This window comes from Clostridium estertheticum (assembly GCF_011065935.2).
Lineage (GTDB): Bacteria > Bacillota > Clostridia > Clostridiales > Clostridiaceae > Clostridium_AD > Clostridium_AD estertheticum_A.
Genome location: NZ_JAAMNH020000001.1, coordinates 1,027,546 through 1,052,897, shown reverse-complemented (window position 1 = coordinate 1,052,897; position 25,352 = coordinate 1,027,546). Strand labels below are relative to the sequence as shown.

The window sequence follows — 25,352 nt, the reverse complement described above, 5'->3', positions numbered from 1 at the left end:
ATCTTATCTATATGTTTTAACACCCTAAGTCGTACCTATAGCAAATTATTGTTTGTTAATCATTATAACAGCCCTATATAAGTGTCATTGATACTGTCCCAGCTTGCTCAAAGGGAAGGTATGATAAATGGAGTTATTATAAACTATTTAATGGCTACGATATCTTCTATTTTAATCTGTGCTATAATGATGAAATCTATGCCATCTTATTCAGCTATAACGTCTGTTCCCCTTCCGTATTTTTTAGGAGGTTTTATCGGAGTTTTAACAACTTATTTGTTTAACATTATAATTCCAAAAATAACTGCGGTATATATAGTTATACTTCGCTTTATTGGTCAAATGCTTACGAGTGCCATTATAGCAAATTCGCTTCGCTCATAATAACCCCCGAGGGTCATGAACAAACTGTAAGCAATTTGTTTCCTGAGAATTTACATTGTTTTTTACAGAAAAATAACTAGTAAACACTAAGTTTTACTAGCTACTCATTTAATATATTATTTGTCCACCCCCCCAGGGGTAACCCGAAGAAAGTCGAAGCTTAGGAGTTAGGATGATGGGGTATTTAGAAAGAATAAATAAAAACTTTATGTTTGCATTAAATTTTCAAGTTTTGTTTTACTCTATTCTCTAATTGTTTAAAATTAAATAAATTTATCTATTAATAACAAACAACTGGAGTACCTGCCTCTATATTATTAAATATTGTTTTTGCTACATCGTATGGTGAATTTATACACCCATGGGATCCGCCTGTCTTATACAGCACTCCCCCAAACTTATCTCGCCAGCTTGCATCATGAATTCCTATTCCTCCATTAAAAGGTAGCCAATAATTCACAGGAGCAGCGTAGTCTTCACCTTTAAGGGTTGCATTTCTTTCTTTATAATTGATCATATAAATGCCCACCGGTGTTCTAGTCTTATCAGATCCATCATTACCTGTAACAACATCCCCTTGAGTTATCAACACTCCGTTTTTATAAAACCATAAGTGTTGCCTTGAAAGATCTATTTCTACATATGTATTTCCAATATCATCCTTGCCACGAGATAATGCGGTTTGATAATATGCTGGTTCTCTTTCTATAGATTTCCCTTCCATTATCATCGAAATTAAATCTTGGGTTTCTTTAACCTTATTAATAGCAAATCCATAACTACCGCCACCAATATTAATTACCTTTCCTGATGATGAAACAAAATTTCTCGTCTTTGCAACTGTATTATATTCACTAGCAAGTACGTCCATATAGATTTCAACTTGTTTTTCATTAAATGTGACTTCACTATTCTCATCAACTGTAACCCACTTATTTATTGTAGAACCATCTAAAATTTCTTTATCTCCCCCAAAAATATAGGTAATCTTTGAAGATACATATTTGTTTAACTTGTCCCTTGTGGCAACTACCTTTGGAGATTTCGAAGTATATTGTGGCTTAACGTAGTAATTAATTGACTCCAAATCTATTGTTGTTTCACCCTTAGTGATTGCATCTATGGCATTCTTATATAAAATATCTTTATCGCCCTTGTTTCCAATGACTTCATCCACAATCACATAACCATTATCTATATACTTATAGCCTGCATTTTTAGGTTCAATTACCTTACTACTATCAAAACAAGAAAGCTTGTTCACATGTTCTTTTAATAAATCTTTATCATATTTAACTCCTACTATCATTTTAGAATCTTTTGTATTAAAAACTACTGAAATCCATTTATAAGGATTCTGTTTATCTTTAAACTCCTTAAACTCCCCATTCATATCATACTTTAAGCCAATTTCTTCTCCTGTAATTTGTTCATTTATACCGCCTCGTTCTTTTATGTTTAACTGATATTTTTGAATCTCAGATGCCATTTGTTCATTTACAGCCTCTACACTTTTACCTGAAACACTAATTCTATTTATTGTAGAACCAAAATAAAAATGATTCATAAAATATATTGCCATCCCAAAGTATATTATAAGTAAAGTACAAATAGAAATTATAATACCTAAAACAATTTTCTTACGCTTTTTTATTGACCTTTTTGTTGACTTTTCTACCTCAGTTTCCATAATTGCACCCCCTCTTTCATTAATCTATTATACCTCAAAACAGTCTTTTAAGTAGCATCTATTAACTAAAGTTACTGGTATGTTTCTGTTTTCACATCTATTTACTTCATTAACAATTTGATAATTAGTATTCTCTTACGCGCGTATACGAAAATAGCTAGAAAAACATAATTAGCTTTACTAGCTACCCCCTTAATATATTCGTTGCCCAGTGTGGCATTTTTTAGCTTGTTCAAAATTATTGGTATAGTAAAATCCCCATGAAAAATCTCCAACTGCATTTCTTATAAGAATGATAATGTTTAATTCTAAAATAGATTTTTATATTAGGCTTTAATTGAATTTTTAACTACAGCTACTACAACTAGCACATTCACCTTCTTGTTTATTTTCTAGTTCGATAGAGAAACCATCTAGACCATTTTCCTCACCACATTTTATTACTAAACTTCCAAATTCATCATTAACACTCTTTTTTACCACTAATTTAATATCTCCAAATTTCTCAACATTGTCGTCTTCTTTTTGTTCATCCAGAACAAGATTAAACACAGGGCCACTTCAGCCATTACCTGTTAAATTAATTCTTATTTCATCCGAAGTTACATAGTTTTCTTGAAGAAATTTTTTAAATTCCGTAAAGGCTAATTCACTCATCTTTACAAATGCCATTTTAATTACCTCTCTCTACATTTTATTTAGTAATGATAATAACTATTATCATTACTAAATAAAATAATAAATGAAAAATGAAAGCTTTGCAACAATTGCTTGTACATTAATTATGAATATTAATTCATCTAGTGAAATTAAAGCAAGTAACGAATGGGGTCTAAAGTCTCATCCCGCTTAAAATTCTCGAGGTCATTATTCATTGATTGTACAGTTGATAATAAATAATCTGCATTTAATTCTTTACTTGTACCAGTTAATTTTACAAGCACTTTTACACACGTAATAAAATTATTACATGTGTGTTTTGTACTGCAAAAAGTTATGTAATTTTGTACTCTAAAACTATTGTATTTTTGTCTTTTTCACCCCTAAAGTAAATCCGTTAATAATACCCTCTGCTATTTATTTTTTTATTAATTCATTAGCTTTATAAAAACATTGTGTCTGAAGGTTGATTATAAAAATTTATTTAAAATTTTCTTTTAAAACATTTTTCATTAATTCATTAGATATTTTGACAGCATTAACTCTATCCTTTGTAGGACCAGATGAATGGAATAAGAGATATTGTAGCTATAATAAATGAATAGCTTCATTCAATCACCAATATCTAAAGTGGTAACAACCTTTTATTTCTACTACAGAAATCAAGAGAAACCTTTAAAGATTTACGTACTACATTTACAGAAGAGCAAATAAAGAAGGAAGCACACCGTTGCCTTGGCTACGGTGCTACAACTAGAGATGAATACATGTGTATAGGCTGCGATTTGAATCATTTTACAATTTCATCAATCCTTTTCATCATCTTATCCTCTTGGTTTTTCACAACGCCAATTAGCGGTGCGCCGATTATATTTCCTTTGCCGTCGACAATATAGGTGGTTGGGTAACCTGTAATTTCGCTGATAAAATCCTTATAAAAAGGGCTTTTCATATTGGGAATAATGTTCATATAGGTAACCCCTTTTCCCTTTAATATATTTTTGGAAAGGGCCAGCGCTTCCTTGCTATCGCCTGCACTTGCAGCAACAGCTATTAAATTGATCTTTTTTCCTTTGAAGTTCTGATAATATTCCTCTAACTCGGGCATTTCTGCGATACAGCTGCCACAGCCATTTGTCCAGAAGTTTACAACAGTTACATCGTAACCCTTAAATATTTCATTTGTGACGGCGTTACCCTTAAAATCTGTTGCTTGGAACTTTGGAAATGGCTTGATAGTTGGGGTGATTTCATTACTACCGCAAGCGGTGATTGATAACATACATATAGCGAACAATACAATACTAATAAGTTTTTTCAATTTCATTTGTCTTGTTACCTTTCTTTAAAATTATATTTTTACCTATAGCATGATAAGAGCAGGTGCTAATACAATCACCACATCTTATGCACTCACTATGATTGGGGGTTTTGTAAACCTCAACATCCATTTTACATACCTTTGCACAAGCACCGCAGCTTGTACATTTACTTTTGTCTATGGTATATCCATAAAATGATAGTTTGTTAAATAAGGCATAAAACGCACCAAGAGGACAAATCCATTTGCAAAAGGGACGATAGAAAAACACAGATAGTGTAACAATTCCTATGAGTATACAGCTTTTCCATATGAAAAGCCCGCCGAGAGCTGCACGAATTCCACTGTCTGCTATTGCAAGAGGTATTGCTCCCTCTAAAATTCCGGCAGGACATAGCCACTTGCAAAACCATGGGTCGCCCATTCCCACCTCGTTTACTATTGTCATGGGCAATACTATTACAAATAAGGCCAGTACCACATATTTAAGGTATGTAAGTAGCTTTAAATTTTTAGTACTAAATTTTTTTGAAGGTATCTTGTGGAGTAATTCCTGAAACCAACCAAAAGGGCATAGAAAGCCACAAACAAATCTTCCAAGCAATACGCCAAATAAAATCAGTAGTCCTACTATGTAATAGGAAAACTTAAACTTTGATGAACCTATCACTGCTTGCAAAGAACCTATGGGACAAGAGCCTACTGCACCGGGACAGGAATAGCAGTTAAGTCCGGGTACGCAGATGCTTTTAAGACTACCTTTATATATTTTTCCTGTAAAGAATCCTGTTATATGTGCGTTTGGGAGGAAAGTGGCCAGTGCTTGTATTTTCCATCTATTTTTATTGTTAGCCAATTCCAACACACTCCAAACATAGGTTAATACCTTTCATCAACACCACTTGTACTTCTCCACGAAAAGTACCTACACCCATAAACCCCAGTGCTATGAACAAAATAATTATGGAATATCTATTTCTCATTACTTAAACCCTCTGCATATGAGTTTAGACTATCGGTATCTTCTTTATAACTCCATGCAGTGTAAAATCCACCATCTTTTGTCCAGACAGAAGTATAATCTGTTTTTAAAATATCGGCATATTCCTTCAAGGATTTTTTCATTTCCTCATTGTATACAATAACAGGGAATTTTACACCTTTTAATCGTTCCTTAGCCCCATCTAAATCCTCATCCAAGACTACACCTAAAATAGGAATATCATATTTTACAAATTTGTCATAAACAGAGTTAAGGATTTTAATCTGCTCAGTAGCCTTATCGGATTTTGAGTTGAAAAAGGCAACATGCATTTTACCAGATATAACATTTTTAGGCGCAGGGGTACCATCAAGATAGGTTGTTTGAAATTGTTCAAATAGATGAATTTTAGAGCGTGAAGGTATGGGTTTATAGTTTTTTTCAATCCATTCATCATTAATCCATCCCTTTGATTTGGCGTCTGCTACCGTTATAGTTCCATTTTCTAAAGCTGCCTTGATTTTTTTCTCTGATGGCTTTGGACTACAGCCTACAAGAGTAAATATAAGTACCAAAGATAATATACCTGCTACATTTTTTTTAAATTTCATATTCATAACCTCCTTTTTCCTATTATGCCATTATCAACATAAAATCCGTGTTAAGAAAAAAAGAGTGCAGAACTTTAAGCCTGCACTCCCCAAAATTTATAATACTATTTTAAAACAGCTACCTCCATTTTTATTGTCTGTAACCGTAATTTCACCATTATGCTTGTCAATTATGGTTTTCACGATGGAAAGTCCAAGTCCAGCTCCACCCATTTGACGGGAACGTGATTTATCAACTCTGAAAAAGGGTTCGAATATGATTTGCTGCATATCTTGTGGTATACCTATACCTGTATCGGAGATTTCTACAACACTTTTTTCGCCCCCAAAGATTATAGATATGTCAATCTGTCCATTAGCATTATTATACTTTATAGCATTTTCAATAAGATTATAAAAGGCACGATATAGCAAATCATAATTACCCAAAACGGTTCGGTCATCACTAGGGAGATTAATGAGGATGTTTTTATCCTTTGAAAGTAAAGATAAAGCACTTGCCACATCATCTACCAAATTTTTTAGTGAAATCTCTTCGTTTAATTCTAAATCTTCCATATTAGTCATATCCAATAGATTTTTAACAAGTGCTATTAAACGATTGGTGTGATTACCAATAACCTCAATAAGAGATTCGTATTCCTCTGATGTATGACTTTTTTTCTTTTTAAATACCTCTACCTTTGTCTGCAATACTGCAAGTGGAGTACGTAGTTCATGTGCAGCACTCTGAGAAAATCGCTGTTGCATTAAAAAAGCTTCATTCAGCTTATGCATCATTTCATTAAAAGACAGTGTTAAATCAGAAATCTCATCCTTTGCCTTTGGAATTTCAATATCCTCTGATAGATTAAGAACATTTCTTTTTTTCATCTGACAGCTTAATTCATTAACAGGTTTAAGTGCTTTTCCGGAAATATAATAGGTCAATGCACCACCGAATGAAATAATGAGCATCATATAAAAAATACTTTCCAAGCGAAACCCTTTTCTTGCACTTTGAGAAATAGTTGATGGTGGTGTTGGAATAGAAAGTGCAGTGTCATTTAATGGGGATGGAATTTTTTCTTCAACAGTGGATTTTGCTGGTGTCATAGAAGTCGCTTCTATCATATCAACCATTCTGAATGCCGATAGATTTAGTATTAAAGTAAGCCCTACACAGCAAATGGTTAAAAGTAATATTGTTAAAAAGGTAAGCCTTAATCTAAGTGGCATTTTTTTCAGCATTACATGTCACCTCTTTTACGGATAAGATAACCCGCGCCTATCTTTGTTTGTATGATATCATAGGTAAATTCTGCTTTTAGCTTTTTTCTAAGGGAAGCTATGTGAACACGGACAGAGTTACTAAAGCTATCTGCATTTGAGTCCCATACGTGTGCCATAAGTTCCTCCTGGCTGATGACTCTTTCCTTGTTTAAAATAAAATACTCAAGTATCGCAAACTCTTTTCGCGTGAGAAGAAGTTCATTTTCCTTAGTATAAGCTTTGCGTTTTACAGTATCAAGGGATAGCTTGCAGAAGGTTAAAATTGAATCCTCCTGAATAAATTTTCTGCGGAGTAGATTCCTTATCCTTGCCTCTAATTCCTCAAAGTGAAATGGTTTTGCAAGATAGTCATTGGCTCCTAAATCAAGTCCTAAAACCTTGTCAGACACACTCACTCTTGCTGATAAAATCAACACCTTAATATCCTTGTTTTGTTTTCTAACTTCAGTTAATACATCTAATCCGTCCATTTTTGGCAAGTTTAAGTCAAGTATAAGCAAGTCATAGCTTTCAACTGTTACAAGTTCAAAAGCGGCTTCACCATCATGACAGGTATCAACTGCATACCCATCTATTCTAAGACCCTCTGCAATAGAGTCACATAAATCTATTTCATCTTCTACTATTAAAATTCGCATTAAAATCACCTCAATTAAAATAATAACATAATAACATAATATCTGTGTTAAGAAAATTATTTTTATCCTTCAGCACGCGGAAAAGTCATATATTGCGTAAAATGCTATTTGAACAAACTTACCAATTCTTAACGTATTTTAGTGAAATAGCCGTTAAGAAAATCATATGTTTGAGCGATAGCGAGTTTATGATTTTTAGGATATTTCACTAAAATTCGTTTAGAAGTGGTTAGTGAAGAGAGATAGCATTTCTAGCAATATATAACTTTTCTTTTCTTAACACGAATTTTATGTCATATAGGATACAATGGTCACAACAAGACAAAAGTGAGGTAAAGATTTATAACCATAAAAAAAATCTATTGGTAATTAAGGGGAGATTAGAATGTTTGAAATAAAAAATATATCAAAAAAATATAATGATGATTATGCACTAAACAGTGTAACCCTTGAAATTGGAAAGGGACTAAACTTTATTATTGGCGCATCGGGAAGTGGCAAAACCACTTTGCTTAAAATTATAAGTGGTATGGAGCAGGAGTTTGATGGTCAGGTGTCTTATAACAATAAAGACATCAAGACTCTTACAAACAGTGAGAAAAGCTATTTTTACAACAGTGTTTTCGGTTTTGTTTGGCAGGACTTCAATCTTATTGAGGATTTAACTGTTTTAGAAAATATCAAGCTGCCCCAGTATCTTAAAGATACGCAAAATCAAAGGGAAATAGTTAAAATTATGAAGGATTTAAAAATCAGCGAGCTTATCAATCAAAAGGTAAAAAACCTTTCGGGAGGGCAAAAACAGCGTGTTGCTATTGCAAGGGAGCTTGTGAAAAATCCTGATGTTATCATTGCAGATGAGCCTACCAGTGCACTAGATGAGAAATCTTCAAAAGTCACAATGGACATTCTACGAGAAATTGCAAAAGTAAAAACTGTTATTATTGTAACCCATGACACTTCACTGATAGGCACAAACTCCAATGTTTTTGAGCTTGACAAGGGTGAGTTAATAACAAAGCATCAAAGCGAGCCTATCAAGACAACAAAAGAGCAAGCTTCATTAAAGTGCAGGTTGAGCCTTAAAAATGCCTATTCTATAGCAATAACTAACACTAAAAGAAAGATTGGCAAATTTATAATAACAGCATCTTCCCTTTTAATCGCTGCAACCCTCTTGCTTGTAAGTGTTAGTGGAACAATTGGAGATAGCAGCACAAAAATGTTTGATACCCTTTTCTCTACTTATGGCGATGGAATTTTAGATATAAATATTGTTGGCAGCTTTACCAGTGCCGGTGGTACCGGTACCGGTGGAAATAAAGATGAACCAAAGGCTGATGTGAAACAAAATATTGGTGGTATGTATAATAAATTTCTGAATGACGATAGAGTCTCACATGCCGTATTTTTGCAGGCGTTTTCTAATATTAAAATAACAGCAGAAGGTAAAGAATATAAGATCCAAACCTCTAATAGTGTACCAGTTGTAAATAAGCTGACAGCAGGCAAAATGCCCATGGGTAGCGGCAATGAGGTTGTTGTGCCAAAAAGCTTTATCGAGAAAATGAATATTACAGATAAACAAGCAATTGGCAAAACAATTAGCTTTAAAGGTGAGGTTTACAACTGGGATAGTGGTCAGCCTATTATTATGCCAGTTACCACAGATGTAACAATTGTTGGTGTGGTTGATACCACAGTTATTAGCGAATATGAGGGTAAAAAATCTGAATACTCCGTTGATGACTCTTTCTTCTTTAGCAAATCTGCACTAGATAAAATGAGAGCACAGGGGAATATGTCAGGAGATAAAATAAACTTTTCCATAAGAGCAAAAACACCAGCGGACATGATTGCCATAAAAGACGAATTAAATGCAAAGGGTATAGTTCCCCTTGGTAGATTTGAGCTTGTTGAGGATATGGTTAGATTGAACACACAAACCACAGCTCAATCAGGCTCTGCTACGACTCTGATTTCGGTGCTTTCAGTTATCCTTGCAATTGCAGTAGCATTAATTACTGCCATTATGAGAAAAAGAGAATATGCAATTTATAAGGTTAGTGGGTTTAACAATAAGAATATCAACTTGTTTTCTTTTGCAGAATTTAATATTGCAGCAATCACTGCAGCAGTGCTATTCCTTGTGGCTTCGCCTCTTATCAATAAGGGGACAACGGCATTCTTTCATGCTGATATTTTGAACGGAAAACTACTCATTACAGGGATTTTACTTGTAGTTGCTATGGGGGTAGTGTCATATCTTGCAGAGCTAATAGTGGCAGTAAAAACAAATGCAGTAACCGCCCTAAAGACAGGAGACAGATAAGATGATAAAACTTAAAAATTTAACTAAAAAATACGGAGACACTGTAATACTTGATGATATAAGTTATAATTTTCCGCAAAAAGGTCTTGCTTGCATTTTAGGTGCATCCGGCTGTGGTAAAAGCACATTGCTAAACTTACTTGCAGGCTTTGATACTGATTACAGTGGTGAAATAAATGTTTGTGGCAGTTCTATTAGTGATATGAACATCAGTAAATTATGTGATTATCGTAGGGATAATATAGGATTTGTTTTTCAAAATTATCACTTATTAAGTGGTTATACTGTCCTTGATAATATTCTTTTAGCTTGTGAGCTAAATTCTGACGGGTTAGAAATAAACATAAGTAAAGCCAAAGTGATTTTAGATAAGGTGGGTATTTTAGAAAAAGCAAATGAAAAAGTCGAAAACCTATCCGGGGGACAAAAACAGCGTGTTGCAATAGCAAGAGCACTTATTACCAATCCGAAAATTATTTTTGCGGACGAACCCACAGGGGCGTTGGATCGAGATACTTCCAGCGAAATTATGAAGCTAATCAATAAAATTGCTGATGAAAGATTGGTTGTCCTCATAACTCACGATAAAAAAATATGCGACTTTGCTGACGAAATAATCACAATAGAAAGTGGAAAAATCAAAGTATTACAAACCTCTTTTAGTGATAAAGTAATGGAAGAAAAAAACAGTCTAAATGCAAAAGCAGCAGTTAAAGTATCTGCTATGAACAGGGCAATGAAGAATTTTAAGGTGCACCTAAAAAGATATATAGCAGTTTCCCTTGCTATTTCCATTGGTATTTGTGCGTTTATACTGTCACTTTCCTCTGGTAATATAATGAAAAAGTCTATTTTAGACTTCAAAGAAAAAAATACTGCATTTAATAACGGATACATAAAAGTCAGTGATGATGGAACCATATTGGATTTGCTGGCTAAGGATGAGCGGATAGAAAATATTTATTATCAATATCCTCTTAAAAATATTACGCTTATCCTTGATGGCAAAAGTGAAGCTGTAACTGAAAAAATTCCTACGCCAAAAGCAAATGAAAGTATGTCTTACGGCATTATGCCACGCAGGGGACTTACGGAAATTGCTATAACTCCAAGCCTTGCGAAAAAGTTTGCAAGTAATATAAACACCATAATTGGCAAAACAATTTTATTTAAGTTTAACAATTTCAGTGAAACACTTACCATTAGTGGTATTTATAATGCAGGGTATGACGATTTCTTTATAAGCTCCGACATTGAACAAAAGCTATATAAGTATAGCGGTGACCAAAAAAATTATTCCATTAGCTATGATGTTAAAGAGTTTGACCATATAGTTGCGGTTAGTAATATGTTAGAGCTAAAAGGCATTGCTTCAAAAAATGCTTCAAAGGACGTTTCAGCATTACAAGATACCTTTAACAGCCTAAACACCTTGTTTTTAATATTGTCAATTCTTATTTTTGCTATAGGGTTGTTTATAAGTACAATCTTACTTGTTAAGCTTCAGAATTCAAGATATAGAGAGGTTGGCCTTTTGTCAGCCTTAGGCTTTAGCAAGGAGATTATTCAAAAGATTATATTGGGTGAAAATCTACTACTTTCTTGCATGGCAACAGCTGTAAATGTAGTATTGATAACTTTAGCTTATTTGGCACGAGGGGTTGTAGATTTTCCAGTGGTTATTACTCTTGTACAAGCAATAGGCTCCATGATAGCGACCTTTGCAATTGTTCTTTTCGTGAGTATTGTAGTTAGCTACAAACTAATTAACACTGAACCCGCTACAGCATTGAGGAAATGAGCAATTTGCTTTTAAACCCTTGTAAATTCACTTCGCTCATAAAGCCCCCCCCCATAGCCATCAAGCTAAGGTAAATAAGTTAGCTTATTTACCTTAGCTTGATGGCTATGAAACACCCCCGAGGATCATGAACAATTTGTAAACAAAATTTGTTTTAATCCTCCACATATTATCTCCATTTACAAGTACCTTGCAGTAATGGATTCTTTACAGTTCTTCAAGTCAGCTGGTGTCCCTTCAAAAATAATTTGTCCACCACGGCTGCCTCCCTCAACACCCATATCAACGACCCAATCGGCGTTCCGGATGACATCAAGGTTGTGCTCAACAACAATAACCGTGTTACCCTTATCCACTAGGCGGTCAATGATTTTCAAAATACTCGTAATATCAGACATATGGAGACCCGTTGTAGGCTCATCCATTATATAAATATTACCCTTTTTACTCAACTCTCTAGCAAGCTTTAAGCGTTGAGATTCGCCACCTGACAGCGTATCCAATGGCTGACCCAATGTCATATAGTGAAGACCAACATCTGCGATATGCTTCAACTTATTGATGATTTCTTTTTGCGTAAAGAATTCTACGGCTTCTGCTATTGTCATGTCAAGAACCTCAACTATGGACTTTTTATTACACTTGTAGTCTAAAACCTCTCTCTTAAACCTTTTGCCACCACATTCTTCACAAATAGTTTCCACTGAATTCATAAATGAAAGATCTGTTTCGATATAACCGCGTCCTTTACATGTCTCACAAGCACCTTCCGAATTATAACTAAACAATCCCGCACTAACTTTGTTTTCATCAGCAAATAATTTACGAATCACATCCATAATTCCTGTGAAAGTGGCTGGATTAGAACGTAGGTTAGCGCTTACTGCTGACTGATCAACAATAATCGCATCTTTATATTCATTCGCAAAGACACCGTTAACCAGTGTTGATTTGCCAGAGCCTGCAACACCTGATACAACCGAGAATATCCCTTTAGGTATCCTTAGACTAACGTTTTTCAAATTGTGTAGGTTACTCTTTTTTGTTTCATAAAAATCAGTACTAATTCTTGGCTTACTCTTAATCTGCAAGCTTCTTCCGATGTATTGACCCGTTAATGTATTTGAACTCAAAAGTTCATTGTATGAGCCTTCAAACATAACCCTTCCACCGTTAATACCTGCCTTGGGACCAACATCTACAATATGATCTGCTATCTTTATAACGTCTGGGTCATGCTCAACTACAATCACTGTATTGTCTTTATCCCTTAACTTGACTAATAATTCATTCAACCTATGGACATCTCTAGCATGTAAGCCTATGCTTGGTTCATCAAATATATACATAACATTGATCAGGCTGCCGGTAAGGTGCTTAACCATTTTAACACGTTGTGACTCACCACCCGATAAAGTGGATGTTTCTCTGTTCAAACTTACATAATCCAGCCCAATCTGAATCAAATCATTCAATCGCTCTGACAAGTTGTCAATTATAGGTTTTACTTTTTTGTCCTCAATCTTTTGTACCAGTTCTAAAAGTGAATCTACTTGCATTGCAGTAAAATCTGCGATTGTATAACCCATTATCTTTGATGATAATACCGTTTCATTATATCTTTTTCCACAACAATCATCGCATTGTCCTTCCGTTGTAAAAGGTGCAATTTTCTTTTTGGATGCCTCTGATTTCTCAAATTCAGTTTTAATGTTTGACCTGATAAATCGCTCAACTAGTCCTAAATAGGTAGTATTAATGTCCTCCATTAATGGGGATTTTATTTTTTCTTCTTTGCAAAATACGAGCTTGTCGTATTCCTCTTTTGTATAATCCTTAATTTTTTTATCACAATCAAAAAAGCCTGTTGCTGCATACGATTTCCAAATCCAATTTCCTACTTTAAAACCTGGAAGTAAAATTGCACCCTCGTTTAATGATTTTTCTTTATCCAAAGCCTTGTCAAGATCCAATGTAACTATCTTTCCAATGCCTTCGCACGTCTTACACATTCCATTTGGATCATTAAAAGAAAAATAACTGGCAGAACCTATATGAGGCTGCCCGATGCGTGAAAATAATAATCGTATTAATGGATCAATATCCGTAATTGTACCCAATGTTGAACGGGAATTTCCGCCAATTCTCTTTTGCTGCACAATAATCGCCAATGATAAGTTTTTAATAGCATCAACATCAGGATGTCTATATTTTGGCATATACACTTGAACGAATTTACTGAAGGTTTCATTTAACTGCCTTCCAGCTTCCTGCGCAATCGTATCAAAAACGATGGATGATTTACCAGAACCCGATACCCCGGTAAAAATTGTTATCTGCCCTTTTGGTACATTTAAATTGATATTTTTCAGGTTATTTTCCCTTGCCCCTATAATTTCAATATATTCATATCCCATATTTTCCTCCTATTCAAATACATTCAACTATAATATTACCAAAATTCCCCACATAAGAACTATTTACTGTTTATACCCTGGCAACATTTTTTGGTTGAGCTGCTGCTTCCTTATTGAATAAACCTTATAACACTAGTATAATATTTTAATAATAATAGTCAATGTAACTTTATGATAAGGCCTATAGATATCGCCCATAAACTTAATAATAGCACGATTTTTTGCATATATTACGAGAATCGTGAAATGATTCCACTTTTTCGAACGGTCCGCAATAGGTTATATAATATATACGGAGAAATATATCGCTTATTTTGAACGTAACTTCGCTCATTAAAACCCCCGGGGGTCATGAACAAATTGTAAACACAATTTGTTTTGCTACATGATTTGAAGCAATTAGAGAAAGCCTACCCCATAGATTTCTCTATGAAATAAGCTTGTGCTACTATATATATTAGTTCTTTTAATAGTAAACAAAAACTTTCGTGCAGAAATAAAACATACCAATGTATAGTAATTGACACCAATTAAATGAATCTTTGTTAATGTAGATATGTATCTATATTAACAAAGTATCCTATTACTAGAGAGATTTTATATACAAGTTTTTAGATAATTCTCGAAGTCTATCCTCGTCTAAAATATGTATTATTTTATTTTCACATTTTATAATTGATTTTGATTCAAGTTCCTTAAATGTTCTATTCAAGTGCCTATAGGTTGTTCCTAAGAATTGAGCAATTTCAATGAATGATGGCTTTAAAACTACATAGCTTTTTTCTGTTATATGCTCAACTAAATAGCTAGATAATCTATTTATAAGAGGGTATACAAAGTTGTATGAACTATTATTAATGGTGGCATAAAGTTTTTCGCTTAAAGAAGCAATTAAATGATGTAAAAACTTTAGATTATCAAAATATTTTTTTCTAAGTATATCTGAAGGAATTGCTATTAAATAAGTATCTTCTATTGAATCAATGTTGCAAAGTATAGGTGTGTTTTTTAAAAGTTCTAAATCTCCTATAGTATTAAAGTCTTTGTAAAACTTTAAAAGCATTGATTTACCATTTTCAAAAAGATAAGAAATTTTGATTTTCCCATCTACAAGTAAATAATAATATTCAAGATTAGACTCTGCTTCTAATATGTATTCCTGTTTTTCATAAAAATGGAGTTGTGCATATTCTAATATTTCTTTATCAAATATGTTTTCTATATTATGCTTAGCAATATAATGGGCTAAGAGGTCCTTGCTCAAAATTCTTTTCATAAATCCTCCTTAACATGACATATGTCATGTGTTAATTCATATTAATATTGTAATTTATATATATAGTATTGTAAAGCACAGGAGGAATTTATATGTATAAAAATTTAGCACTTATAAATGGCATTATACTTGCCATAATGGTTGGATATTTTTTCTAAGGGCAAGATAATCGGAGGAGTACTATTTCTTATTGGACTTATACTTAATGCAAAAGTTAGAAGAATCAACTATATGGAGGGTTTATTATGAAGTACGAGATTATAATATTTGATGCAGATGAGACTTTATTTGATTTTAAAAAATCTGAAAGGGATGCTTTTAAAAATACCATGCTTGAATTTGATATAGAGTATGATGAAAGTCATCATTTAAAAATATACCAGAGTATAAATACGGATATATGGAAAGAGTTTGAGGATGGTCTTATTACTCAGAAAATATTAAAGGTAGAAAGATTTAAAAGATTATCAGATAGATTAGATGCTGGGTTTGACGAGACTCAATTTGCAAAATCATATATGAAACATTTATCTAATGCATCGTTTTTGTATGATGATAGTATATCGCTTGTAGAAAGTCTGCATAAAGATTATAGACTTACTATAATTACTAATGGTCTTAAGGATGTTCAGGATAATAGAATAAGAAAATCTATTATAGCAAAATACTTTGAAGATATAGTAGTATCTGAGGAAGTTCAGGTATCGAAGCCAGATCCTAAAATATTTGAACTCGCTTTAAACAATATAAAGCATACAGACAAGAGCAAGGTATTGATAGTAGGAGATAGCTTATCCTCTGATATACAAGGTGGAATAAATTTTGGTATAGATACATGCTGGTTTAATCCTAATAAAATTGTAAATAAAACAGGAATAAAACCTACTTATGAGATTTCTAATTTTATAGAGCTTAAGAGTATCTTACAAATTAAAAAATATAGGTCATGAATTAAATTCAAGACTTTTATATTTTTACAACTATTCTATTTAAGAAAGCTCAGCTAAGGCCTCGCTAGGACCCCCAGGGGTAACCCGAAGAAAGTCGAGGCTTAAGAGTTAGGATGATGGGGTATTTAGAAAGAATAAATAAAAACTTTATGTTTGCATTAAATTTTCAAGTTTTGTTTTACTCTATTCTCTAATTGTTTAAAATTAAATAAATTTATCCATTAATAACAAACAACTGGAGTACCTGCCTCTATATTATTAAATATTGTTTTTGCTACATCGTATGGTGAATTTATACAACCATGGGATCCGCCTGTCTTATACAGCACTCCCCCAAACTTATCTCGCCAGCTTGCATCATGAATTCCTATTCCTCCATTAAAAGGTAGCCAATAATTCACAGGAGCAGCGTAGTCTTCACCTTTAAGGGTTGCATTTCTTTCTTTATAATTGATCATATAAATGCCCACCGGTGTTCTAGTCTTATCAGATCCATCATTACCTGTAACAACATCCCCTTGAGTTATCAACACTCCGTTTTTATAAAACCATAAGTGTTGCCTTGAAAGATCTATTTCTACATATGTATTTCCAATATCATCCTTGCCACGAGATAATGCGGTTTGATAATATGCTGGTTCTCTTTCTATAGATTTCCCTTCCATTATCATCGAAATTAAATCTTGGGTTTCTTTAACCTTATTAATAGCAAATCCATAACTACCGCCACCAATATTAATTACCTTTCCTGATGATGAAACAAAATTTCTCGTCTTTGCAACTGTATTATATTCACTAGCAAGTACGTCCATATAGATTTCAACTTGTTTTTCATTAAATGTGACTTCACTATTCTCATCAACTGTAACCCACTTATTTATTGTAGAACCATCTAAAATTTCTTTATCTCCCCCAAAAATATAGGTAATCTTTGAAGATACATATTTGTTTAACTTGTCCCTTGTGGCAACTACCTTTGGAGATTTCGAAGTATATTGTGGCTTAACGTAGTAATTAATTGACTCCAAATCTATTGTTGTTTCACCCTTAGTGATTGCATCTATGGCATTCTTATATAAAATATCTTTATCGCCCTTGTTTCCAATGACTTCATCCACAATCACATAACCATTATCTATATACTTATAGCCTGCATTTTTAGGTTCAATTACCTTACTACTATCAAAACAAGAAAGCTTGTTCACATGTTCTTTTAATAAATCTTTATCATATTTAACTCCTACTATCATTTTAGAATCTTTTGTATTAAAAACTACTGAAATCCATTTATAAGGATTCTGTTTATCTTTAAACTCCTTAAACTCCCCATTCATATCATACTTTAAGCCAATTTCTTCTCCTGTAATTTGTTCATTTATACCGCCTCGTTCTTTTATGTTTAACTGATATTTTTGAATCTCAGATGCCATTTGTTCATTTACAGCCTCTACACTTTTACCTGAAACACTAATTCTATTTATTGTAGAACCAAAATAAAAATGATTCATAAAATATATTGCCATCCCAAAGTATATTATAAGTAAAGTACAAATAGAAATTATAATACCTAAAACAATTTTCTTACGCTTTTTTATTGACCTTTTTGTTGACTTTTCTACCTCAGTTTCCATAATTGCACCCCCTCTTTTATTAATCTATTATACCTCAAAACAGTCTTTTAAGTAACATCTATTAACTAAAGTTACTGGTATGTTTCTGTTTTCACATCTATTTACCTCATTAACAATTTGATAATTAGTATTCTCTTACGCGCGTATACGAAAATAGCTAGAAAAACATAATTAGTTTTACTAGCTACCCCCTTAATATATTCGTTGCCCAGTGTGGCATTTTTTAGCTTGTTCAAAATTATTGGTACAGTAAAATCCCCATGAAAAATCTCCAACTGCATTTCTTATAAGAATGATAAGGTTTAATTCTAAAATAGATTTTTATATTAGGCTTTAATTGAATTTTTAACTACAGCTACTACAACTAGCACATTCACCTTCTTGTTTATTTTCTAGTTCGATAGAGAAACCATCTAGACCATTTTCCTCACCACATTTTATTACTAAACTTCCAAATTCATCATTAACACTCTTTTTTACCACTAATTTAATATCTCCAAATTTCTCAACATTGTCGTCTTCTTTTTGTTCATCCAGAACAAGATTAAACACAGGGCCACTTCAGCCATTACCTGTTAAATTAATTCTTATTTCATCCGAAGTTACATAGTTTTCTTGAAGAAATTTTTTAAATTCCGTAAAGGCTAATTCACTCATCTTTACAAATGCCATTTTAATTACCTCTCTCTACATTTTATTTAGTAATGATAATAACTATTATCATTACTAAATAAAATAATAAATGAAAAATGAAAGCTTTGCAACAATTGCTTGTACATTAATTATGAATATTAATTCATCTAGTGAAATTAAAGCAAGTAAAGTAAAAACTTCAAGTTTTTACTACGACCTCGGGGACGTTACAATAACTGGAATTTATTGTTTACTAATTGCAATTAATAAATTCCCCATAAACTTACCTAAGGCTATGATGATGAGTGGTAATAGTTATTGAGAGGAAAGTTGAGGTTAGCGGGATTTTAATTGTATTAAACTTTTATAATTATGATATAATTAGAGAAAAGTGGTTCTTTTACGATAGTAAAAACATTTTTAAATTTACGAATGGTGTCTAAAATTCAATGATTTTTTGCTATAATTAATAATATAAGCTATGTTAGAATTTGTAGAAAAAATGGTATAACAAATAATATATATTATTTGTTATATATTGACAAAATTATACTCTTCGGTTCACGAGCACGTGGTGATAACTCGTTAAAAAGTGATATTGATTTAGGCGTATATTCTAATAATTCAATTGCAGAATTCAAAGATGAAATTGAGGAGAAGGTTAGTACTTTATTAGAGTTTGATTTTTCACATATGAATAATATTGAAGATAAGTTTTTTATAGAACAATTTGAAAAAGAAGAGGTAATTATTTATGAGAAACCTTGATTTTAAGTATATGAATTTGAAAAAGGCATACGATAGACTTAAAGAAGTTAGTGATTTATATGACGGTAAAAATGAAATAATAAGAGATAGCTTGATTCAAAGGTTTGAATTTACATATGAGCTGACTCATAAAACACTCAAAGAGTTTATGAATTACGCAGGAGTAACCCTTGAAAACTCATTTCCACGTACAATATTTAAAAAGGCATATGTAAACAATATTATATCAGATGAATCAGTATGGATTAGTTTATTAGAAGATAAAATTTCTACATCACATATATATAATGAAAAGTTAGCTAATGAAATTGCAGAGAGAATAGCTATTAAATATGTTGACGCGATTGGAGAACTAATTAAAAACTTAGAATTATTAATGTAGGTAGATGTGGTATTTGCTTCGCCCGTAAGACCCCCATAGCCATCAACCTTATAATTCAATAATCTACCAAATAATAAAAATGCTTATTTAAGATCAAGCAAGTAAAAAAATGGTGGATTTAGCAAGTGGGTCACTTTCTTACCCACTAAGGTAGCAGGTTCTGGCCTGCTTTCTTCCCCAATACTACAGAGGTGTAAATTTTTATAACTTACAATCTTTTCATGAGCCGGCTTAGGTAGAAATTAACCTTAGTCGGCTTTTAATTCTATTATTTAATTAGCGAATTAAATGTATCGCTTTTTTTGAAGTTATCAAAATGTTATTCAAATATTTCCAAAGATTTCACCCTACTCGGTTTAGGATATCTATGGGTTATCTAATCATTGGGCTATCACTTCGTATAAGTTTATTGTAAAGGGAAGAAGGGGTAAGAGTTATAACCCTTTGTCCCCGATTACGTAGAACAAGCTCCGTATTAAGTTCTTGTTCAAGGATTTTAAGACGGTGGCTGATAGTGGATTGAGATAAATAAAGTTTTTCGGCGGCTTTTGATAGGCTTTTAGTCTCGACGATACTTAAAAAAGCTTCTACACTTATAAAATTCATATCCGTACCATAAACTTGAAGTTTATGGTACTATCTGTATTAATAATTTTTACTCCTTGGTAAAAATTTTCCCTTCCCATAGGTCGTTACAAATATTTTTCTACATACTTATCTACTGCACATAATAGTTTTTCACCAGGTCTTTGATCTCCTAACGCTCCTGAATAATGAATCATTCCATATGCAGGAATATTTTCATTAGGTACTAGGTTAGGTGGAATTGATTGCAAAATCATGCCCATATGCTGTCCAAAAGTATTCAAGGCTTGTAGACACAAATGTCCTCCACCTTCCGGGCTCCCTGCAGATGTAAATACGGTTAATCTTTTACCTATTAGTTTTCCATCTGCCCAAAATTCTGATGCAGCATCCATATACGCTTTCATTTCTGCAGAAACATTCCCATAATAAGTAGGACATCCTAAAATAATTTGTTCTTTATCTAATATATTCCCCCATTTTGCAATGGGTATATTCATTATTTCTTCTAAATATTCCTTCGCTACTGAAAATTGCTCTGATAATTCCTCTAGATTCTCATCCCATACGCGGTAAATCTCTACTTCCTTACCTTTTTTTAAAAAGCTTTCATAAAAAGCCTTTGCTACCAAATAAGTATTTCCACACACACTATGAAAAATAATAGCCGTTTTCAAATTTATTCCCCCTTTTTTTAAATAACGACATAATCTTTAAGTTCTTATTCTCTTTTTATATCTACATTTTACCACAAGCCACCACTGAGAAACCATATATTCTTTAGCAAATCCGCTTAACATATTTCTTTTTTAAAAGGCTAAATATTATTAAAGTAATTGTTACACCCATGGTTACATCTGATGCAAAATGAGCTCCAACAACAACTCGGCTAGCTGCAACTAAAATTATCCACACTATAACACAGCTATTAATCAATACTTGCTTACTTTTTAATCTCGGTATAAAGGTTGGAATTAATGTTAGCCAAATCATAATAGCTCCATTAGTACTATGTCCTGAAGGGAATGACATAAATTCATTATTTGTAGTAAACCCTTGTCTTATAAACCATAGTGAAAACCCATCAAAAGAACCTTCTGCAACCATATGTCTATAACGTTCTCTTCCCCATCCCATTTTAACTAAATTAAATGTAATTACTACAAAGAAGAATGTTAATACTCCTACAATTGCAGCTTGTCGTAACTCCACTTTATTTGTAACACTAATTTTTTTAGCTAGAAAATAAGAAATTACTATATATATAACTGCTAATATTGGAGCTAAAAATGTAGGTCCATTTAAATATTTAATTGGTAACATTGTAGCCATTAATGAAAATAAAATTAACATTAGGCCATATCCTATTGTTCCTAAATTATATTTTATTGATTTTTCTTTTTTTCTAGTTACAATTAAGCTAACGGTGCAAAAAGTAGCAATTATACCTGCTGGAAATTCTCCAATAGCCTCAAATATTAATCCATATACACTATCTGGATTATAAATGACCTTTGATATTTGCAAATCTGTAAATGTAAATACTATCATAAGTAGTGCAATTATTCCAAATCCTTTTTTTTGTAAATTTGGCATATTACTTCATCTCTCTTTTCCTTTTATTTAGATATTTCTAAAATAAATTTACCTATTTCAATGGCACAATCTTCACTTTGTGGATATACTCCTACATTGTCTGCATAGGCATGTCCAAAACCTTTATATAGAACTGTTTTTGTTTCTACACCTGCATTTGCTAATTTCGCTGCATATGCTAAACTTTCTATTTTAAGGAAATCATGCTCTCCTACTGTAATAAATGTTGGTGGTAATCCTTTAGGATTTCTTTTATATGGACTTAAATAATCATTATCTATCTCTGTAGTTCCTAATATTTCTCCAAGTCCTACCAGTGAACTGAACACATCTAACATCATTTTAATACCTGATCTATGTTTAGGTGCCATTTCAAAGTCATCAATACTCCATTTGAAATATTCATCTTCAATTCCAGCCATATTTACTGTTGGATAAAGTAAAAGTTGTCCCTTTACCATTCCTAATTTATCTTCCATATCTCTAGTTGTGCAATATTGTGTTAAGTTACCTCCTGCACTATCTCCTGCAACGAAAATATTATTTTTATCTCCACCTAAATTTTCTACATTATTATAAATCCATTTTAAAGTAGTGTAACAATCTTTGTGTCCTGCTGGATATGGGTTCTCTGGTGCAAGTCTATAGTCAACTGACACTGCAAGAATATCTGTATTTTCTACTATTAGCTTAACGAACTCTTCTACAACATCAGGAGATCCTCCAAAGAATCCTCCACCATGAATGAAATATAAAACTTGGGCATTTTTTCTCATTGTTTCTGATTTATAAATTCTTATAGGAATTTGATTTCCATCTTCCCCTTTTACATTTCTATGTTCTATTTCAATTTTCTTTTTAACTATAGGAATACTTTTTATCCCATTAAACATTTTTCTAAGTTTTGCAACTCCTTTTACTGACATATCCATCTTCATTAAAAATTTTGGCATATATTTCATTATTAAAAGCTGATTTTTCATATCTTTATACAGACGTGGATCCATAGCACCTTTTTCATCACTATCTGGCAAGTTTTTAACTAGTACCTCTACACCTTTTATCATAATTGTTTCTTGGCGCTCTACAAGCTTATTTAATAATTCTTTTGAATACTTTCTTTCCATAACTATCCACTCCTCATTTTTTATATTTATATTATTTTTTATATTTATTTACACGTTCATCTTCAATTATTCCTTCATAATTCATTCCATAAGCAAAATCATATATATGCCCTTCTTCATCAACATAACATTCCATATCGTGAGCAACATCTTCCTTTTGCTCTTCTACTGTTTTCATATCTTTTGGCATTTGAAATGGAAGTAACCCACTTGGCCCTTGTCTCCCACTTATTAGATCTAAAACTGCTTGTGTCTGTACATTAAAGTTTATTAGAATTGATTCAACTTTATTTTCAAATTCACTTACTACTGTAGGATTTTTACAATTCATAGATACAATAACTGGCTTATCTTCCATTGCCTCTTTTGTTTCTAATATAATATCTAAATCCTTTTCATTAGTAGCTGTGTTTGATTTATTTTTATAACTTCTACTTTCTCCATCATCGTTTGCAATACTTTTTTCCCTTGCATACTCTGCTGTGTATGGTCTATATTGAAGAGTTACTGGTATATATCCCTCTTCTTTTTTATATCCAACACTATCTGGTGACTCAATAAACACAATAGCAAAGTCTGCTTCTTCTGGTTTTTCAACTACTGTATAATATTTTTCAACAATATTCTTTTCTACTGGGAAAACTTCACTCGCTGGTATTATATTCCCAAACCAATCCAGACCTTCCTTTAATCTACGTTTTGGAATATAAACTTTTTTCTTTTCACTTATTGGCAGTATATTGTTTTTATTCTTAAGCATAACTATTGATTTAAGTTGTGCATTGTAACCTTCTCCCATAAATTCTTCATTTCCTACTATTTTCTCTGACTCTTTTGGATCTACATATGGGTTTTCAAATAATCCTGTTTTAAAAATATTTCTAAGTAATCTTTTTGCAGATGTTTCAAATCTATTACGCATAAATTCTTCACCATGCTCTTTAACTCCCATATTATAAGCATCTAAAATTGGTTTTATTTCATTGTTTCCGCCAAACTGATCAACACCTGCCATTAATATTTTATAATGACGGTCTGCTTCCCCCATGGTTTCTACTCCCCAGCACTTACCACTTAAAAATGAATCTATAGCAGGTGCATCTTTAGTAATCATCCAATCTGTACATACAACACCATCATAATTATATTTATTACGTAGTAAATCTGTAATAATAAACTTGTTATATGAGTTTCCTACATTTTCATTATATTTGTGGTCTTGATTATGAGAAATTGTATAATAAGGCATTACTGCTGATGCTTCTTTTGTTCCATTTTTTAATTTAAATGCACCTTCTGTAAATGGTTTTAAATGTTCATCAAAATTGTTTCCAGGATAAACAGCATATTTACCAAAGCCATAATGTGCATCACGTCCTGCCTCTCCACTACCTCCACCTGGCCAATGTTTTACCATTGCATTTACACTTTCATTTCCCCACCCTTTACTTTCCTCTGTTGTTTGGAACCCATCACAATAAGCTTCTGCCATATGTGTGGATAATGTTGAATCTTCTCCAAATGTTCCATTAAAGCGCATCCATCTAGGTTCTGTTGCAATATCAACTTGTGGTGAAAGAGCTGTTGTAATTCCTAAGGCTCTGTATTCTTTAGATGCAACTTGACCAAAACGCCTTGCAATCTCAGCATCAAAAGTTGCAGCTAAACCTAATGGTTCTGGCCATTTAGAAATATCTCCACCAGCCCCTGCATTAAATTCTGTGTTTGCACTTGGTGTGTGTCTTGGGTCTGAGCTGTTATTTACAGGTATTCCAAGTTCTAATCCTTCTACTAAACTTTGCACATTGTTGTTCCATTTTGCTGCTGTTTTTGCATCATTTACTACTGTTAAAAGAATGTGTCGTAAATGATCTTCTTCTAAAAATTTCTTTTGCTGATCTGTTAAATCACTTATATCCATGCCACTTTCTTCTAGAGTTTTTCCATCATAAGTTCCACCAAACATTTTTGCAAATATACTATCTTCAGTTGATACTGCTTGATGTTGACTATATAACATTAACCCTGCAATTTGTTCTACACTCATTTTGTTTAATAAATCAGCTATTCTTTCTTCCATTGGTAAACGCCAATCTTTATATGGATCTAAAACTCCATTTTTATTTAAATCTTTAAATGCAAATCCATCTACTTCTAGTATTGATATTCCAGATTCCTCTGAGTATGCAATATCTTTTCCGCCATTATTTTTAACATATATATAATTTTCTTTTTCTTCAAATGTGTATTTTTTCATAACATACGGTCCTCCTATTCACTTAATATTTATTCATTT

24 protein-coding genes are annotated in these 25,352 nt (G+C 32.5%); 7 read left to right on the top strand and 17 right to left on the bottom strand.

From position 1 onward, the window contains the following. Positions 1-81 precede the first annotated feature (81 nt). Positions 82-384, top strand: a complete 303-nt coding sequence (locus G9F72_RS04810) for a DMT family transporter (RefSeq protein WP_224675966.1) — start codon at positions 82-84, stop codon at positions 382-384. A 280-nt stretch (positions 385-664) separates the two neighbouring features. On the opposite strand, the gene G9F72_RS04805 is transcribed toward G9F72_RS04810, so the two are convergent. From G9F72_RS04805 to G9F72_RS04775, 8 genes are all read right to left on the bottom strand, one after another. Next, positions 665-2,074 (bottom strand): L,D-transpeptidase family protein, encoded by a 1,410-nt coding sequence (locus G9F72_RS04805; RefSeq protein ID WP_224675963.1) that lies wholly within the window; start codon positions 2,072-2,074, stop codon positions 665-667. 345 nt (positions 2,075-2,419) lie between these two features. Continuing rightward, positions 2,420-2,626 (bottom strand): hypothetical protein, encoded by a 207-nt coding sequence (locus G9F72_RS04800; protein WP_224675962.1) that lies wholly within the window; start codon positions 2,624-2,626, stop codon positions 2,420-2,422. Positions 2,627-3,524: 898 nt separating this feature from the next. Then, positions 3,525-4,061 (bottom strand): TlpA family protein disulfide reductase, encoded by a 537-nt coding sequence (locus tag G9F72_RS04795; RefSeq protein ID WP_224675965.1) that lies wholly within the window; start codon positions 4,059-4,061, stop codon positions 3,525-3,527. Then, complete coding sequence (locus tag G9F72_RS04790; protein ID WP_164960154.1) at positions 4,039-4,911, bottom strand: 4Fe-4S binding protein; 873 nt, start codon at positions 4,909-4,911, stop codon at positions 4,039-4,041. Before G9F72_RS04790 ends, G9F72_RS04795 begins: the two co-directional genes overlap by 23 nt. Further along, positions 4,904-5,038, bottom strand: coding sequence for a CD1871A family CXXC motif-containing protein (locus G9F72_RS26905; protein ID WP_263486734.1), 135 nt, complete (start codon positions 5,036-5,038; stop codon positions 4,904-4,906). The genes G9F72_RS04790 and G9F72_RS26905 overlap by 8 nt, the downstream gene beginning before the upstream one ends. Then, complete coding sequence (locus tag G9F72_RS04785; RefSeq protein ID WP_164960153.1) at positions 5,028-5,648, bottom strand: hypothetical protein; 621 nt, start codon at positions 5,646-5,648, stop codon at positions 5,028-5,030. Before G9F72_RS04785 ends, G9F72_RS26905 begins: the two co-directional genes overlap by 11 nt. Positions 5,649-5,744: 96 nt before the next feature. Beyond that, the gene (locus G9F72_RS04780) at positions 5,745-6,878 is read right to left on the bottom strand and encodes a sensor histidine kinase (protein ID WP_164960152.1); all 1,134 of its coding nucleotides are present in this window, start codon (positions 6,876-6,878) and stop codon (positions 5,745-5,747) included. Beyond that, a complete protein-coding gene (locus G9F72_RS04775) occupies positions 6,878-7,558 on the bottom strand; it encodes a response regulator transcription factor (RefSeq protein ID WP_164960151.1) in 681 nt (226 codons plus the stop codon). Before G9F72_RS04775 ends, G9F72_RS04780 begins: the two co-directional genes overlap by 1 nt. A 385-nt stretch (positions 7,559-7,943) precedes the next feature. On the opposite strand from G9F72_RS04775, the gene G9F72_RS04770 reads away from it, so the two are divergent. Both G9F72_RS04770 and G9F72_RS04765 read left to right on the top strand, forming a co-directional pair. After that, positions 7,944-9,890 carry an ABC transporter ATP-binding protein gene (locus G9F72_RS04770; protein WP_164960150.1) on the top strand — a complete coding sequence of 649 codons (1,947 nt, stop codon included), beginning with the start codon at positions 7,944-7,946 and terminating at the stop codon, positions 9,888-9,890. Between the two features lies 1 nt (position 9,891). Then, the gene (locus G9F72_RS04765; protein WP_164960149.1) at positions 9,892-11,691 is read left to right on the top strand and encodes an ATP-binding cassette domain-containing protein; all 1,800 of its coding nucleotides are present in this window, start codon (positions 9,892-9,894) and stop codon (positions 11,689-11,691) included. A gap of 179 nt (positions 11,692-11,870) precedes the next feature. Here G9F72_RS04765 and G9F72_RS04760 read toward each other — a convergent pair whose 3' ends face one another. Beyond that, on the bottom strand, positions 11,871-14,108 hold the full coding sequence (locus tag G9F72_RS04760; protein WP_224675964.1) for an ATP-binding cassette domain-containing protein: 2,238 nt from the start codon (positions 14,106-14,108) through the stop codon (positions 11,871-11,873). A gap of 586 nt (positions 14,109-14,694) precedes the next feature. Continuing rightward, the gene (locus G9F72_RS04755; protein WP_164960212.1) at positions 14,695-15,384 is read right to left on the bottom strand and encodes a Crp/Fnr family transcriptional regulator; all 690 of its coding nucleotides are present in this window, start codon (positions 15,382-15,384) and stop codon (positions 14,695-14,697) included. 245 nt (positions 15,385-15,629) lie between these two features. On the opposite strand from G9F72_RS04755, the gene G9F72_RS04750 reads away from it, so the two are divergent. Beyond that, complete coding sequence (locus G9F72_RS04750) at positions 15,630-16,334, top strand: YjjG family noncanonical pyrimidine nucleotidase (RefSeq protein WP_164960213.1); 705 nt, start codon at positions 15,630-15,632, stop codon at positions 16,332-16,334. A 221-nt stretch (positions 16,335-16,555) separates the two neighbouring features. On the opposite strand, the gene G9F72_RS04745 is transcribed toward G9F72_RS04750, so the two are convergent. Further along, complete coding sequence (locus G9F72_RS04745; RefSeq protein ID WP_224675963.1) at positions 16,556-17,965, bottom strand: L,D-transpeptidase family protein; 1,410 nt, start codon at positions 17,963-17,965, stop codon at positions 16,556-16,558. A gap of 345 nt (positions 17,966-18,310) precedes the next feature. After that, the gene (locus G9F72_RS04740) at positions 18,311-18,517 is read right to left on the bottom strand and encodes a hypothetical protein (protein ID WP_224675962.1); all 207 of its coding nucleotides are present in this window, start codon (positions 18,515-18,517) and stop codon (positions 18,311-18,313) included. Between the two features lie 190 nt (positions 18,518-18,707). On the opposite strand from G9F72_RS04740, the gene G9F72_RS04735 reads away from it, so the two are divergent. From G9F72_RS04735 to G9F72_RS04725, 3 genes are all read left to right on the top strand, one after another. Next, entirely contained in the window at positions 18,708-18,920 is a 213-nt protein-coding gene (locus G9F72_RS04735; protein ID WP_224675961.1) for a hypothetical protein, read from the top strand. Between the two features lie 206 nt (positions 18,921-19,126). After that, positions 19,127-19,366, top strand: a complete 240-nt coding sequence (locus G9F72_RS04730) for a nucleotidyltransferase domain-containing protein (RefSeq protein ID WP_224675960.1) — start codon at positions 19,127-19,129, stop codon at positions 19,364-19,366. Beyond that, positions 19,353-19,748, top strand: a complete 396-nt coding sequence (locus tag G9F72_RS04725; protein WP_164960142.1) for an HI0074 family nucleotidyltransferase substrate-binding subunit — start codon at positions 19,353-19,355, stop codon at positions 19,746-19,748. The genes G9F72_RS04730 and G9F72_RS04725 overlap by 14 nt, the downstream gene beginning before the upstream one ends. A 372-nt stretch (positions 19,749-20,120) precedes the next feature. On the opposite strand, the gene G9F72_RS27515 is transcribed toward G9F72_RS04725, so the two are convergent. The 5 genes from G9F72_RS27515 to G9F72_RS04700 form a co-directional block, all read right to left on the bottom strand. Beyond that, on the bottom strand, positions 20,121-20,354 hold the full coding sequence (locus G9F72_RS27515) for a LysR family transcriptional regulator (protein ID WP_164960141.1): 234 nt from the start codon (positions 20,352-20,354) through the stop codon (positions 20,121-20,123). An 86-nt stretch (positions 20,355-20,440) separates the two neighbouring features. Beyond that, on the bottom strand, positions 20,441-21,010 hold the full coding sequence (locus G9F72_RS04715) for a flavodoxin family protein (protein WP_164960140.1): 570 nt from the start codon (positions 21,008-21,010) through the stop codon (positions 20,441-20,443). A 103-nt stretch (positions 21,011-21,113) separates the two neighbouring features. Further along, entirely contained in the window at positions 21,114-21,929 is an 816-nt protein-coding gene (locus G9F72_RS04710) for a phosphatase PAP2 family protein (protein ID WP_164960139.1), read from the bottom strand. 23 nt (positions 21,930-21,952) lie between these two features. Then, positions 21,953-23,056, bottom strand: a complete 1,104-nt coding sequence (locus tag G9F72_RS04705; RefSeq protein WP_164960138.1) for an alpha/beta hydrolase — start codon at positions 23,054-23,056, stop codon at positions 21,953-21,955. A gap of 31 nt (positions 23,057-23,087) precedes the next feature. Next, positions 23,088-25,313, bottom strand: a complete 2,226-nt coding sequence (locus G9F72_RS04700; RefSeq protein WP_164960137.1) for a glycoside hydrolase family 3 protein — start codon at positions 25,311-25,313, stop codon at positions 23,088-23,090. Between the last annotated feature and the right edge of the window lie 39 nt (positions 25,314-25,352).

Bases quoted from the DNA above. Each gene is read 5' to 3' on its own strand.
- G9F72_RS04805 (WP_224675963.1), bottom strand. From the start codon at position 2,074: ATGGAAACTGAGGTAGAAAAGTCAACAAAAAGGTCAATAAAAAAGCGT.
- G9F72_RS04795 (WP_224675965.1), bottom strand. From the start codon at position 4,061: ATGAAATTGAAAAAACTTATTAGTATTGTATTGTTCGCTATATGTATG.
- G9F72_RS26905 (WP_263486734.1), bottom strand. From the start codon at position 5,038: ATGAGAAATAGATATTCCATAATTATTTTGTTCATAGCACTGGGGTTT.
- G9F72_RS04785 (WP_164960153.1), bottom strand. From the start codon at position 5,648: ATGAAATTTAAAAAAAATGTAGCAGGTATATTATCTTTGGTACTTATA.
- G9F72_RS04780 (WP_164960152.1), bottom strand. From the start codon at position 6,878: ATGCTGAAAAAAATGCCACTTAGATTAAGGCTTACCTTTTTAACAATA.
- G9F72_RS04775 (WP_164960151.1), bottom strand. From the start codon at position 7,558: ATGCGAATTTTAATAGTAGAAGATGAAATAGATTTATGTGACTCTATT.
- G9F72_RS04770 (WP_164960150.1), top strand. From the start codon at position 7,944: ATGTTTGAAATAAAAAATATATCAAAAAAATATAATGATGATTATGCA.
- G9F72_RS04765 (WP_164960149.1), top strand. From the start codon at position 9,892: ATGATAAAACTTAAAAATTTAACTAAAAAATACGGAGACACTGTAATA.
- G9F72_RS04760 (WP_224675964.1), bottom strand. From the start codon at position 14,108: ATGGGATATGAATATATTGAAATTATAGGGGCAAGGGAAAATAACCTG.
- G9F72_RS04755 (WP_164960212.1), bottom strand. From the start codon at position 15,384: ATGAAAAGAATTTTGAGCAAGGACCTCTTAGCCCATTATATTGCTAAG.
- G9F72_RS04750 (WP_164960213.1), top strand. From the start codon at position 15,630: ATGAAGTACGAGATTATAATATTTGATGCAGATGAGACTTTATTTGAT.
- G9F72_RS04745 (WP_224675963.1), bottom strand. From the start codon at position 17,965: ATGGAAACTGAGGTAGAAAAGTCAACAAAAAGGTCAATAAAAAAGCGT.
- G9F72_RS04735 (WP_224675961.1), top strand. From the start codon at position 18,708: ATGAAAAATGAAAGCTTTGCAACAATTGCTTGTACATTAATTATGAAT.
- G9F72_RS04725 (WP_164960142.1), top strand. From the start codon at position 19,353: ATGAGAAACCTTGATTTTAAGTATATGAATTTGAAAAAGGCATACGAT.
- G9F72_RS27515 (WP_164960141.1), bottom strand. From the start codon at position 20,354: ATGAATTTTATAAGTGTAGAAGCTTTTTTAAGTATCGTCGAGACTAAA.
- G9F72_RS04710 (WP_164960139.1), bottom strand. From the start codon at position 21,929: ATGCCAAATTTACAAAAAAAAGGATTTGGAATAATTGCACTACTTATG.
- G9F72_RS04705 (WP_164960138.1), bottom strand. From the start codon at position 23,056: ATGGAAAGAAAGTATTCAAAAGAATTATTAAATAAGCTTGTAGAGCGC.
- G9F72_RS04700 (WP_164960137.1), bottom strand. From the start codon at position 25,313: ATGAAAAAATACACATTTGAAGAAAAAGAAAATTATATATATGTTAAA.